The 13,276-nt window shown below is 48.2% G+C and carries 15 protein-coding genes and 1 pseudogene; 2 read left to right on the forward strand and 14 right to left on the reverse strand.

All coding sequences use genetic code 11. The features are described from left to right. Positions 1-27 precede the first annotated feature (27 nt). Positions 28-1,221 (reverse strand): phosphotransferase, encoded by a 1,194-nt coding sequence (locus BLR65_RS13555; RefSeq protein WP_211285123.1) that lies wholly within the window; start codon positions 1,219-1,221, stop codon positions 28-30. 409 nt (positions 1,222-1,630) lie between these two features. Between BLR65_RS13555 and BLR65_RS13565 the strand changes: the two genes are divergently transcribed. Together BLR65_RS13565 and BLR65_RS13570 are read left to right on the forward strand one after the other, a co-directional pair. Beyond that, positions 1,631-2,398 carry a histidinol phosphate phosphatase gene (locus BLR65_RS13565; protein WP_093794722.1) on the forward strand — a complete coding sequence of 256 codons (768 nt, stop codon included), beginning with the start codon at positions 1,631-1,633 and terminating at the stop codon, positions 2,396-2,398. Between the two features lie 4 nt (positions 2,399-2,402). After that, complete coding sequence (locus tag BLR65_RS13570) at positions 2,403-2,810, forward strand: VOC family protein (RefSeq protein ID WP_093794723.1); 408 nt, start codon at positions 2,403-2,405, stop codon at positions 2,808-2,810. 94 nt (positions 2,811-2,904) lie between these two features. On the opposite strand, the gene BLR65_RS13575 is transcribed toward BLR65_RS13570, so the two are convergent. From BLR65_RS13575 to BLR65_RS13635, 13 genes and pseudogenes are all read right to left on the reverse strand, one after another. Beyond that, positions 2,905-3,297 carry a response regulator gene (locus BLR65_RS13575; protein ID WP_169716833.1) on the reverse strand — a complete coding sequence of 131 codons (393 nt, stop codon included), beginning with the start codon at positions 3,295-3,297 and terminating at the stop codon, positions 2,905-2,907. Between the two features lie 53 nt (positions 3,298-3,350). Continuing rightward, positions 3,351-3,800: a EutP/PduV family microcompartment system protein gene (locus tag BLR65_RS13580; protein ID WP_093794725.1), complete on the reverse strand. Its 450-nt coding sequence runs from the start codon at positions 3,798-3,800 to the stop codon at positions 3,351-3,353. A 2-nt stretch (positions 3,801-3,802) separates the two neighbouring features. Then, entirely contained in the window at positions 3,803-4,147 is a 345-nt protein-coding gene (locus BLR65_RS13585; protein WP_093794726.1) for a BMC domain-containing protein, read from the reverse strand. 133 nt (positions 4,148-4,280) lie between these two features. Beyond that, positions 4,281-4,739: pseudogene (locus tag BLR65_RS13590) on the reverse strand (BMC domain-containing protein); the annotation flags it as partial. Next, on the reverse strand, positions 4,736-6,088 hold the full coding sequence (locus BLR65_RS13595; RefSeq protein WP_245692778.1) for a 4Fe-4S dicluster domain-containing protein: 1,353 nt from the start codon (positions 6,086-6,088) through the stop codon (positions 4,736-4,738). The pseudogene BLR65_RS13590 and the gene BLR65_RS13595, both read right to left, overlap by 4 nt. Then, positions 6,057-6,371: a EutN/CcmL family microcompartment protein gene (locus BLR65_RS13600; RefSeq protein ID WP_093794729.1), complete on the reverse strand. Its 315-nt coding sequence runs from the start codon at positions 6,369-6,371 to the stop codon at positions 6,057-6,059. The genes BLR65_RS13595 and BLR65_RS13600 overlap by 32 nt, the downstream gene beginning before the upstream one ends. Continuing rightward, positions 6,368-7,126: a hypothetical protein gene (locus BLR65_RS13605; RefSeq protein WP_093794730.1), complete on the reverse strand. Its 759-nt coding sequence runs from the start codon at positions 7,124-7,126 to the stop codon at positions 6,368-6,370. The genes BLR65_RS13600 and BLR65_RS13605 overlap by 4 nt, the downstream gene beginning before the upstream one ends. 3 nt (positions 7,127-7,129) lie before the next feature. Next, complete coding sequence (gene pduL, locus BLR65_RS13610) at positions 7,130-8,428, reverse strand: phosphate propanoyltransferase (protein WP_211285124.1); 1,299 nt, start codon at positions 8,426-8,428, stop codon at positions 7,130-7,132. Between the two features lie 45 nt (positions 8,429-8,473). Next, positions 8,474-8,785: a BMC domain-containing protein gene (locus BLR65_RS13615; protein WP_093794731.1), complete on the reverse strand. Its 312-nt coding sequence runs from the start codon at positions 8,783-8,785 to the stop codon at positions 8,474-8,476. Positions 8,786-8,827: 42 nt separating this feature from the next. After that, positions 8,828-10,303, reverse strand: a complete 1,476-nt coding sequence (locus BLR65_RS13620) for an ethanolamine ammonia-lyase reactivating factor EutA (protein WP_093794732.1) — start codon at positions 10,301-10,303, stop codon at positions 8,828-8,830. A gap of 27 nt (positions 10,304-10,330) precedes the next feature. Next, positions 10,331-11,224, reverse strand: a complete 894-nt coding sequence (gene eutC, locus BLR65_RS13625) for an ethanolamine ammonia-lyase subunit EutC (protein ID WP_093794733.1) — start codon at positions 11,222-11,224, stop codon at positions 10,331-10,333. 16 nt (positions 11,225-11,240) lie between these two features. Beyond that, the gene (locus tag BLR65_RS13630; RefSeq protein ID WP_093794734.1) at positions 11,241-12,605 is read right to left on the reverse strand and encodes an ethanolamine ammonia-lyase subunit EutB; all 1,365 of its coding nucleotides are present in this window, start codon (positions 12,603-12,605) and stop codon (positions 11,241-11,243) included. A 24-nt stretch (positions 12,606-12,629) separates the two neighbouring features. Further along, on the reverse strand, positions 12,630-13,271 hold the full coding sequence (locus tag BLR65_RS13635) for a cupin domain-containing protein (RefSeq protein ID WP_093794735.1): 642 nt from the start codon (positions 13,269-13,271) through the stop codon (positions 12,630-12,632). Positions 13,272-13,276: the final 5 nt, after the last annotated feature.

Below are 13,276 nucleotides of genomic sequence, written 5' to 3' on the forward strand. Positions count from 1 at the left end.
TTTGCAGATGATTGTACCTTTTCCCGGCTATACGTTTTGAATCATTTTACCAATCTCTGCTTTATGGCTTTCAATCCACTTCATCAACCGCACATTATGCGACAAATAGGCAATATACTCATATTCATTCAAATCAGATCCCTGGTAATAGGCGGTGATATCCCAGTTTAGTAAATAGACATTAGCAGCCGCCATCATTGTCGGAAAGTATTCTTTTTCCATGCCAGTCAAGGGGGGAAGTCCACCCAGTATTTTTAATTTTTGCTGGTACGCTTCAAGGAATATGGCGCATTTATCAAGGCGCAGCACACCATCTGTTTCACCATCCCAGGAACTGCAGAAATAAGCAATTGCCAAACAAACATCAAATAACCTGATATCTATCTTCGACCAGTCAAAATCAAAAATACCAACCGCCTTGTTATTTAAATATTTTAAATTACCAGGATGAAAATCGTTATGGCAGGGGTTCAATGGCATTTGACGCCAAATGCTTTCCGGTATTTGCGAAGATTCAACGACCGCAAGAATTGCATCAATATTTTTTAAATAGTATTTATGGTACTTGGTATCCAGTTCTCTTGCGGCAAATTCTTTAAAAACAGGCACGCGTGTCGGCAGAAATTCCATAATTTTAGGTTCCATTCTTTCCAGGCCTTCCGGATCAAAATGACGCGTCGAATTGTGCACCAGTGCCAGTACTTCCGCCGAACTCGCATACTCAGCATCATTACAATTGGGATTATCCCATGTATATTTGTCTTCGCCTTGCAAATATTCGTAAATTGCATAATACTCGGTTACTTCACGTTGAACTTTGATGTATGTCTTATTATTTTTAGTGCGAATCAAGCCGGCAGCCATATACAGACCGTTTATGATCGAAAAGTCGATAAGTTTATGCTCAAAGAGAATTTCTTTTTCTGTTATGTCGCTCTTATACTTTCGTACAAAATATTCTTTCTGTACACCGTCTTTCAAAGTATAAATGCCAAAGCTTCTATTTACATAGCCGCCAAATATTTCATATACTTCGGTTACTTCCCCTATATCGTAGCTCTTTTCTATTGCCTCTGTGATTTGTGTACGGAGCAGTGCCATTTCCATGGAATCATAAATATTGGCGGAGATTGACTTTAGCGTTTGACTTTGCGAAAATAGCCCTGCCATCTTTTCCAAGCCCATTCCTTCAAAATGCAACATCCGGTCTGTATTCATCATTCTCTCCTCCTCAAATTCGGATTTACTTTGCATGCGTCAAAACCCTGTCTCCGGCCGCGAATTTAACCGTGAAAAACCATCCGAAACCTCATCACCGGACTCTCCCCCTCGTTTTTTAAAAATTTCAAATTATCTTTCGAAAAAATTATAGCACACATCATTTGCCAATAAATTACTTCATTCCTGTACCTTTTAGCGCAAAACAAGCCATATAACATCTTTTTCAGAAAGTTCAAACCATCACTTGTATCTCCTCCAGAATTAGTTACTAGCGCAACCAATTCCGGAGGACTCTTCCCCTAAACTCTTTATATATCTTTTTAATCGCTATTTGTAGTTTTCTGCTTTTTGTATTAAAATGGTATATATAGTTTATACTATTTTTTTAGTTAATTAGGAGGCAGTTTTATTGTTATTTGACACTCATGTGCATACCTGTTTTTCCAATGATTCAAACATGCCGATCGATGCGGCTCTCAAGCGGGCAGCCGAATTAGGGCTGGGCATTATTATTACCGAACACATGGATATGGCGCACCCCAAACCGGACGTGGCCTTTGATGTCAACCAATATTTTAAGGAATATGCAAAGTATCGAAATGAAAAGGTGCTTCTGGGAATCGAATTAGGCATGCGGGCCGAATGCTTACAGGCTAATTGCGATATTGTTACTAACCAGCACTTTGATTATGTAATTGGTTCTATTCACTTTGTTGATAATATAGAAATTTATCAGGAAGAATATTTTCAGGCCCGTACCAAGCAGGAAACATACAACCGGTATTTCGAATCCATGCTGGATTGTCTGAAGAGTTATGATTTTATCGACAGCCTGGGGCATATTGATTATATCTCCCGTTATGCCCGGTATAGCAACCCGGAACTTTACTATTATGAATTCAGTGATCGGATTGATGAAATACTTAAGCTTGCCGCCCGTAAGGAAAAAGCCCTGGAAATCAATACCCGCCGTCTGGGAAACCCCGATACAGCAGCCAATCTGCTGCCCATTTATAAACGGTTTAAGGAATTGGGCGGGCAGATGGTTACTATCGGGTCTGATGCTCATAAACCGGAAAGCATCGGTAATCATTTGTCGATAGCACACGCTATGGCCGATGCTTGTAACCTGAAAGTCGTCTATTTTAAGCAACGTAAACCTGAATGGGGGAAGTAGCTTTATGAAAATTAAACGGATTGATACGACCATAAGTACCGACAAACTAAGTGAATCAAAAGACTTTTATATCCGCCACTTTAACTTTACCTTGGTTTATGAAAGTGACTGGTATATTGAACTTATTGCTCCCGGCCTGCCGGCCGGCGTTAGCTTTACGAAAACCCAGCGTGATGCAGGCGAATTTTTCAATGGGTCCGGCATTATTATTTCTTTGGAAGTTGATGATGTTGACGCAGAATATCACCGCTTAAAAGAAACCGGCGTTGAAATCTGTCAGGAAATTGTGGATAAACCCTGGGGTGAGCGCAGTTTTGTTGTCAATGACCCCAATGGCGTACATATCTACATTTACAAGTCCATTCCGCCAACACCCGAATATCAGGTGGTTTATGATTCATTTAAAAATTAAATGTAAGAAACCCGTTTTCACGCTGCAAGGCAGAAAACGGGTTTTTGTTTACTAAAATTGTTTATCAACTCAAGCGAACCATCCTCTCTTCCCGTTATAGGGCGATAGACTTTTTCAACACTTGCGCCAAAATGCCATGTACAGTGTGCACCAGTTTATCAGGGCGAACAGGTTTTAACATATATTCCTCCACCCCTATTTGCGTCGCTGCTTTTCGATAGTCGGCATTATCTGCTGCAGTCAGCATCATTATTTTCACATTGGGTAATTTTTTACGTATTCGCCTTGCTGCATCCAAACCGCTCATTTTCGGCATCTGAATGTCCATAAGAATAATGTCCGGTTGTACTAAAGCGGCAGCCTGTACAGCCAGTACACCGTCACCGGCTTCACCCACCACCGTTATTTGGGGACAATGCCTGTCGAGAATAAAACGGACAGCCTGCCGTTCCAAGGGCTCATCATCAACAATCAGCAATTTATACATTCGCCACAGCTCCTTTACATGCATAGCGTAAAATCCCGCTGCTCCAAACTACTTTAGTTTGACAGATTTGTCAGACGGGACATGTGTAATGCCAGCTCCTCTATACCGATCCCTTCTTGCGCCGACACAAGGTAAATCGGGCCAACAATGCCAGCTTTTCGCAAGTGGGCTTCGGCAAGTTTTGGATTGGCTTCCGGATGATCAATTTTTGAAATAATGCCAATCACCGGCTTGCGAAATGCCAAGGCAAACTTAGGAGGATACGGGCAATTGCCGCGGGTTGCATCATGCAAGGCCCATACTTCGGCCGCTCCCATGCCGGCATTAATCAATACATGATAGTGACGGGGGATTTCCAGATATTCCCCCGGACAGTCAATAAAAATGCTGGAAAAATCCATGGCCTGTGTTTTCAAATAAACCAGCGACTGGTTTAACAATTTTTGTTTCAATGTTGTTTTGCCGGCGCCGATACCGCCAATCAGTAAAATTTTTTTCTTCATCGTTAACTCCGCGTCACTTCCGCTGCTGAAAATCCTAATATTGTAACAAGTGTCTCAACGGCTGCCCGAATGGCCGCTTCGACATCGGCAATATTGCCGGTAATGACAAGCGAACCAGTAAACCGGTCGACAAAGCCGATTTCTATATCGCCGGATTTAGCCGCCGAATCGGCAGCGATAATCGCCGCTTCACTGGGAGTAATTGTCATAATGCCCAATGCCCCGTTGCCGTCAATTCCTAACCGTTCGTGCAAATTTCCCTGCGGGTTGGGTATGATATGAGCCATTGTCACTTGTTTGCCTGGGACATATTCCTGAATCATACGCTGTTTTTGTACTGCGGTCATTTCTTCACCAGCCTTTCCGCCGATAGGTCCAGTGGTTTAGAGCCTATTTCAGACTGTCAATGACTTGTTGATGAGGACGGGGAATCACAACTTTGTACACCAGCATCCCTTTATCTGCCGCCAACTCACTCCCGGCAGCGACAGCCGCTTTAACGGCAGCCACATCGCCTGTCAGTACGCTGTAGCATTTGCCGCCGATACCAAAAGCCATATGCAGACGGACAGGCGTCACCGCCGCCGTTTTCACAGCCAAATCGGCCGCTTCAATTGCCGTCGCCACTGTATAGGTTTCTATCACGCCAATAGCCCGTACACCGCTCAAATCATTGCCGCCCCCAATAGCCGGCAGGATGGAAGGATGAACATTAGGAATAATGAAATGGTCAACTGCATGCTGGGCTCCCATATCAACGCCGGCATTGACCGACTGCCGGACAGCCGAGACATCGCCGCTGACCAGCACCATATACTTGCCAGGGCAAAGGTGTTTGGCGATCAGCAACGTGACGTCGGCAATTTTCGCCATAGCGTCTGAAGCTTCTATTCCTTTGGCAATACTGGTAAACTCAACAATACCAATTGCATTAATCATGAGGCGGCACCACCTTTTCGAATCGTAATGGCTTGCGGGGAAACCTGCTTTATTGTCCCGGCTATGCTGGCATGAATCCGGGCCCCCAATGCTTTATCAGGCATTTCGGCGATTAATTGGCCTACCTCAACTTTGTCTCCCTCTTTGACTACAGCCACAGCCGGCGCCCCGCTATGCTGGCGCAAGGGAATGGAAACACGTTCCGGTTGATAAATTTTCTGCTGCAAGGGGGCTGCCGGCGGATACCACGACCGCAGATTAAGACGTGAAACTAACCGGGCGGAGGGAATGAGTCGGTGTTCAGCCATGGGGTCAATCTGCCCTAAACTTCCCTGATAGCGAATATTACGCGACCGGAACTCTCCTTTCAGCGCGCTGTTTACCCGCATGGGCGAAATTCCTACCGGACAGGAATAGGCTTCGCAGACACCACATTCACAGCAGGTTAAGGCGCTTTGCAGCAATTGCGGATTGCCTATGGCATTATGGTTGACTGAGCGCACAATAAGATGGGGCGCCAGTTCATGCCCAATGATATGGCGCGGGCAAAGCTCAGTACAATAACAACACTGCTCACATACCGTCTTAGCTATCCGCAAAACAGACTGGACAGACTGTTGCTTGCGCCTGATAAGCAGATGATCTGCCGGCAAAACGATAAGGCCGCCGGTTGTTTTGGTAATAGGGCTGGATAAGTCTGCCACCAGCTTCCCCATCATCGGGCCGCCGTCAATATAAGCCGGCTTTTCGCAGGTGACGCCGCCGGCCAAAGCGATCACTTCCGCCATGGAAGTGCCAATGGGTACGGTAGCCGTCATCGGTGATTTAACGGCGCCGGTTACTGTCAGCGTTCTGGTCACAACGGCTTCGCCATTCATGGCTTTAGCGACATTAAGCAAGGTCTGCACATTATTTACAACAACGCCGATTTGAATTGGAATACCGCCGGGCGGCACCCGCCGCCCCGTTGTCAGCCAGATAGCCATAACTTCATCACCCGCCGGATAAATATCCCGCAAAAATTCAAGCCGGACCTGGCGCGGCAATAGTGGCTGCAATGCTTTAACGGCTGCCTGGTATTTAGCCTTCAGGGCAATAATGCCTTCCTTGGCGCCTGTGGCTTGCATCGCATACCGCAGTCCCTGCAGTACTTGCTCCGGATAACAGGCCGCCAACTGCTGGTCTGTTTTGAGCATCGGCTCACATTCCGCGCCATTTACCACAAAAACATCCGCTTGCGCCGCCAATTTAACGTGGGTAGGAAACCCGGCACCGCCTGCCCCCACTACCCCCGCCGCTTGTACTTTCGCAATAATATCATTCATAGCGTTCGCCACTTCCAGACTCAAATGTTTCTTTATCAATAATCCCGACGACCATGGCATCAATAGGTATGTGCGTATCGGCCAGGCTTTGCCGGGCTGAAGACCCGCCGGCAACCATGACAATTTCACTTTCGCCGGCACCGATTTTATCGCCAACCACCAGCGTATCACCCCGGGATTCCAGATACACGCCACCGGCTTCCTGATAGTTTATCGCTACCGGCTGTACAACCAAAAATTTCAGTCCGCGCAGGGACTCTTCCTTGCGTGTTGCCCAGACATTTCCAATCACACGAGCAATAATCATAAGCAACGCACCCCTTCCCTGTAGACTTCTATTTTCTGCTGCTTCAACACATCGATGGCAACCGGCGTAATAATTGTTGACTTAGCAACCTGCAATATCCCGTTAGGCGGCAGTTGTGCGGCTTCTTTCGCCGCTAACAATTTTTTATCGTATTTCAGTTCAGAACGTGCCTGCTGCCCGTATGTCTCCTCAACACTCCGGCGGGGCTCATTCATCCCGCTTGCGGCCAGAGCTGGCCGGCAATCCGTAAAATAATCATCTGCAATCATAACACCGAAACCAGCCGCCTGGCGGACATAATTTGCAAACAGTTGCCGGTATGGCTCCGGCGTTTTTGCCGTAAAACGCCAATTCACCCGCCCGATTTCCACCGGGATTCCGGCAATAATTCCCTGAGAAACAAACCCGGTTAGCCAGTCAGTGCAAACGCCTAACGCAATTTGTGCTAACTGGTCTTGGGAACATACCGGTATATGCAGGCGCTGCCAATGCGAATGCTGCCATGCTTGTTTGCAGTCAATCTGTTTTAATTCATACGGAAGTTCTAGCTGGCTTTCAGCGCAAATACCCAGCTCGTAATCCTGCTGATAACGTGCTGTCAAGGCAGCCAAATGGCAAATATCTTCCTGGCTGTTCAGCAAAATCAGACAACCCGGTTTGGCAACCTGACTTACGTTTGTGCTATTTAGCAGAGGTTGCAGTTCCGGCGAAGATAATATTCTGATTATTACCTGCTTTAACAAGTCTTCGTTCATGAATTACACCTCCAAAATAACACATTGGGTATCCGGTTTTACCAATGCGGCATTGGCTTCATCGGTATCCAGATGCAACTCTCCCTTGAAATGGGGACTAACCCTGACAAGGACATCCTGAAATATGGCAGACCGCTCACTCTCAACGGTTGCGTTTACTCTTTGCCCGTCTTTAATATTCCAGGCCTCGGCCTGATCAGGGTGCAGATGAATGTGCCGCGCTGCAACAATAACTCCCTGCGCTAATTCAATGCTGCCGGCCGGCCCGGTCAGCGTTATGCCGCTTGTTCCCTCAATCTGCCCGGAGTCACGCACAGCAGGCCGTATCCCTAATGTAAAGCAATCGGTAACACTGACTTCAACCTGCGTGTCAGGGCGGACCGGCCCTAAAATTCGAACATTTTCAATCCTGCCTTTAGGACCTGCCAGCATAACGCTTTCCTGCGCGGCAAATTGACCAGGCTGGGATAAATCCTTTTGTTTATGCAGCAAATACCCGGTTCCGAAAAGTTTTTCAAGGTGGGCTTGCGATAAGTGGACATGCCGGTTGGATATGCCGATTGGCAATTGTTTACTTTTCAGTTGTTCACGCCGCCGTTTGCAGCCAAGAACATAAAACAGACTGGACAGCCTGTTTAAGATGAGAATAATATCAGACCGGCTGCAAGTACCGTCCTCGGCAGTAAATGCGCGATTAGCAGAAAGTTCCACTTCCCGGATTTTGGACCGTAAACTGTTTAACCTGGCAATAAGCCACCCATCCTGATAGCTCATTGCCGTATGCGGCGTACCAAAATATTTTTGCGGATAATGGGACATATCCCGAATTTGTTCTGCCGTCCACCCCAGCACAGTGCCAAACGCAATGCCCTCCTGTTTAACTTCTGCAGCCATAACCTTTTGCGCCAGCAACGCAACCTCTTCTAATTGAGCGGCTAGTTTCGTTTCGCCGGCCTTCACCAACAGCGTTTGCGTTTCTACCAAATCGCACGCAAACTGATCAAGCTGGCCTCGCCAGGCAATGACCGGGTGGGTTTTAAAAATCAGTTGCTTGCCCCGCAAATGGGTCATATGCTCCGGTTTAGGCTCTTCCTCCTGAGGAAAACGTGGTGTTTGCCCGGCCACAGGTGGCATTTCCCACTTTGCTTTGCCATCTGGTACTTTGTCATATTGAATCTGTATTCCCTGGGAACGTAGAAAATCCCGTGCCGAAGGTGTAACAATACTTCCCTGGGGAATCGTCATTGTAGCGGACTTTATCTTATTCCAGTTGGCCCGTAACTCATGTTCTGAAATAATCAAAGTACATCACCTCTCCGCTGTTTTCATGCTTTGGCCAAGAGGCGGCTATTGATTGCCGTAGGCTTTATTATCACCAACAGGCAAAATGTATTCCACACTGGTGTGCGGACGCGGTATTACATGCACACTGACCATTTCGCCGACACGTTCGGCAGCCGCCGCCCCCGCATCCACGGCTGCCTTGACGGCCCCGACATCACCGCGTACCATAACAGCCACATAGCCGCCGGTTACATGCTCTTTACCGCATAAGGTTACATTGGCGGCCTTTAGCATTTGGTCTGCGGCCTCGATGGACGGAATCAACCCTTTGGTCTCAATCATTCCCAGAGCAACTACATTACGGACTTCTCCCATTTGCTTCTCCTCCTCCTATTTTCCTATTCATGGGCTTTATCATCATTTTTCTTTCGTCTCAAAGAGCAGGGTCTTAATGACAACCGGAACAACTCGCCCGCCCATCACGGGCTTGCCGATATCAATATAATCCGAGCTGCCTACGGCAAGCTGATCAATGCAGATTAACTCCAATGGTTTTGTGTAGAGGGCGGCAATCGACTGTCCCAGTATTTTCCCGCAATCTTTTTCTAAAATTATAATAAGGATGTTGGTGCGGACCAGGTATTCCGCCATTCCCGAAAGGACTCCCCGGGCAAGGATCTGTATATCGTCAAAGGTTGGCGTTTCCGGCCCCTTCATGGCCAGGGCAATGAGCTGATCATCGTTGTCTGCCGTTATGATATTCATTGTCTTTCTTACCAACGCCGCAATCTCCGGCGCTGTTGCCGGCAACCCGTGAATACAGCCGGTAAACGGCAGGGCTACCAAAACATTGCGCAGTGGTAAGGTTCTTTCTGCAACATGAATGGTACTGCCGCTTAGGTTGACTGATTGCGTGCCTGTGCCGATGACCGTAGCCCTTACTGTTTCCAACGGTTTTACCGGTTCAAAGCCCGCCGCCAGCAAAGCCTCCTTGAGTTTCCATCCCAGCAGTGGACCAAAATCGCCAAAACAGCTTACTTCCGCTAGCGAACAGGGTGGCTGCTCCGCATAGACGTAGTCTGCCACACCGCCGGATATCATCACCTTGGTTACCGGATAGTCCAGCGAAAGCGATGGTGTCATCAGCAGTTGACGGGTTAAGTCAGAGAGAACTTTTGCTTGCAGCACCTCCACAACGGAGTGTGCCATAGCGGCAGCGACTTCTGTAAGAACAGACAGGCTGATTTTTTCACCAGCTTGGATTGTCCGCCGCAGTGACTTCAATACCGCCTGCGCGGGGCCAGCAATATAAGTAACCCGCTGCCTGTCTGGTTCAATTTCAATCAGATGGCCCCCGACATTCAGGCAAGCCGTATCAATCGCCTGGCCTTCATGGAATACGGCATAATTGGCGGTTCCCCCGCCGACATCAATATTCACAATAATTTGATGTTTCTCCTGGGAAAAGGCAGCCGCCCCGGAGCCTTTGCCCGCATATACAGCTTCAAGGTTGGGACCCGCAGTAGCAACAACGAAATCCCCGGCAAAGTTTGCCAAAGCCTCTAGAATAGCTTTGGCATTTTCTTTTTTGGCTGTCTCGCCGGTAATAATCACCGCTCCTGTATCAATATCGCGCGCAGTAACTCCCGCCTGGCGGTATTCACTTTCTACAATCCGTGAGATTTCCACGGCGTTCACTAAATGATGATTTAACAACGGCGTAAAATAAATTTGACTGCGGTAAATTACTTCTTTACCTGTAATTTCAACCCGGGGAATAAGAGCAGCAGATGCCGTATTTTCAAGTGTAAGACGACTGATAACAAGTTGCGTAGTCGTTGTGCCGATGTCAATTCCCACACTAGTCATCGTTTGCACTGCCGGGTCGCTCATCTCTACTCACCTCAAATGATTAGCTCCTTACTTAAACCTAACCCCGCTTGCCTTTGCGGACAAAATTTGCCTTATCAGGTCGACAAGATGGGCACCCGCTTCCGCCGGCGGTATTCCTCCCTTGTATATATTGGATACCACATTACGGTCGGCTTCCACCGTCTTCTCATTGGGCCGGTAAATGATATAGGCACTCAGGCTTTCCGCTGTTCCCAGACCCGGCCTTTCACCAATCAGCGATATGACCAGTTCCGCATTCAGCAGCTGCCCCACTTCGTCCTGTACTCCTACCCGGCCGTGTTTTATGAAAAAGGGCGTGCCTACTTTTATGCCGTTTGCTTTTAGTCCCTGTTGCAGTGCCGGCAAAATATCGGGTACATTGGCTTCAATCGCCGTCGAACTCAGACCATCGACGATGAGAATTTGCACTTGCATATCTTTTTCACACTTTTGCCGTATGGTCTGCACCGCCTCGTCGCTAAGCCGGCGGCCTAAATCAGGCCGGGTAAGAAACTGTTCTTTGTTTTCAGCCGCACTTTGCACGGAAAATAGGTTTGTCCGCTGCAAAAAATCTTCCGATACCTCCACAAATACGGCATCCTGCGCTACGGCGTGGTCGGCAAGCAGTTTTAACCAGGATGCGGTTTTCGGCCTCGCTCCCGCCCTGCCTATGCCGATACGAGCCGTTGTTGCCTTTTTCATGGCTTTTATGGCAGCAAGATTCACCGGGTGTTCTACTAAAATCTCATCGGCCGCTATCAGGCTGACCATTTTTTCCGTGAACGCCCCAACTGCCGGCCTAGCCGCCTGTACAGCCGACATGGCATGTTCTGTTACTGCTTTTTTATTTCCCCCGTTTTTCCCCAATTCGTTCAGTACTTCCTGAATAATTTTTTCTAATTCGCTGGCTGCCACCGCCATTTTCCTCACCTCACGCTTATTTAGTAAAAATGGATGGGTCGCCGGCTCGTTCGGTTAGGCGGCCATCTGCCATGATTCCCAGCTTCTCCAGCCATTTTTCGAATTCCGGCAGGGGGCGCAGCCCCAAAATTTCGCGGGTTGCCGCATCATCGTGAAAACTGGTATCCTGATAGCTTAGCATAATGTCATCACCGCCAGGTACACCCATAAAGTAATTGGCGCCTGCCATCGCACATAACAATGTGCCGATCTCCTGATCATTCTGGTCTGCTTTCATATGATTGGTATAGCAGGGCGCTATTCCCATCGGCAAACCGTGCAGTTTACCCATAAACAAATCCTCCAGGTCTGCCCGGATTACTTCCCGTCCTGAATAGATGGTCTCCGGTCCGATAAAACCGGAAACATTGTTGAGCATAAAGGGCTGGTAATAGCGGCCAAACCCGTAGGTTCGGGCTTCCAGCGTCATCATATCCACGCCGTTATGCGCGTCAAGGGATACTTCCGATCCCTGGCCTGTCTCAAAATACATAAGGTTTGGCCCGGTGGCTGTGCCTTTTGTCTTCACAAGGGCAAACGCTTCCTCCAGCAGGGCTTTACTGATGCCAAAAGCCTCATTCGCCTTCTGGGTACCGGCGATACTCTGGAATACAAGGTCTACCGGCGCTCCTTTTTCCAATACTTTCATCTGCGTGCTGACATGCGCCAGTACACAGTTTTGGGTCGGAATTTCCCATTCGATCATGAATTTTTTTACGGCTTCCAGTAACCGGGCTACTGTCTCTACATTATCTTCCACCGGATTGATGCCGATCACCGCATCCCCTGCGCCATAGGACAGGCCTTCTTTGATAGAGGCCATGACGCCTTCGACACTATCGGTCGGATGATTGGGCTGATTGCGAAATGCCAGGGTCCCCGGCCGGCCGATGGTGGTATTGCAACAGGCTTCATGGCGCATCTTATGGGCACCGTAAACCAAATCCATGCTGGACATGAGTTTGGCGGTCGCCGCAATCATCTCGCTGGTCAGTCCGCGGCTGATCCGGGAAAGATCATTGCCTGTGGTCTTATGGCTCAGGATATATTCCCGCAGCTCACCCACTGTCCAGGATTTTATTTCTTGATAGATTCTGGTATTGAGATGATCATAGATTACCTGGGTAACTTCATCTTCTTCATAGGCGATTACCGGATTATTATAGATATCTTCCAAGGTAAGGTTGCTCAGTACCAGTTTGGCGGCAACCCGTTCTGATGCCGACTCTGCACCAATCCCAACCAGCATGTCGCCGGATTTTTCTTCATTTGCTTTTGCTAAGACTTCTTTCAGTTCTTTAAAGGCAAAAATTTTATTGTAGACTTTAGCCTTTAAAATCATCTGCTCTCCCCCCAATCTGTCTGCCTATTGGCTGCCAAGATCCGCCCAGTTCGCCGGATAGGTAACATAGAATACCTTGCAAAATGTCGGCGAGGAAAAAACCACCTGGCTTCCTTTTGGAATATAGATGATGTCTCCGGCTTTGGCCTCGAACCGTTGTTCTCCCACTTTCAGAGTGAATTCGCCCTCAATAATATAATCCGCCTCATCATAATGCAGCAGCCAGGGTAGTTCGGCGTGATCAAAAGTCATAAAGCCTGCGCAGAGATTCCCCTCTCTTGCCGTTACGGCATCAGTGAGGCCGATTTTTTGTCCGGGCGGTGCTGCCGCAAACGGCTGAATGACCACTTGCTCGCCGCGCACATGCACGACCTGCGGATGCAGGCAGGCCGGTTTGAGAATTTCCCTCAGGATTTGCCGGACCTTTTGTTTCAGTTCCTGTGGCGCATCCGGGTGTATAGCAACGCCGGATGGCGGCACTGGGCTGACTCCGGTTACCTGCCGTTCAGCCTGCTGAGCTTGTGGTTCACCGTATATAACCGTTAATCCCAATTCTTTAACCAAATCCTGTGCCGCCGGTGTTAACACACAATTTTTGTCAATAGTAACCTTCTTTCCCTGTTCAACCATTTTACGCAGAGATTCGGCAGATATAAAATGCCGCATGACTC

It is taken from the genome of Sporomusa acidovorans (assembly GCF_900101845.1).
Taxonomy (GTDB): domain Bacteria; phylum Bacillota; class Negativicutes; order Sporomusales; family Sporomusaceae; genus Sporomusa; species Sporomusa acidovorans.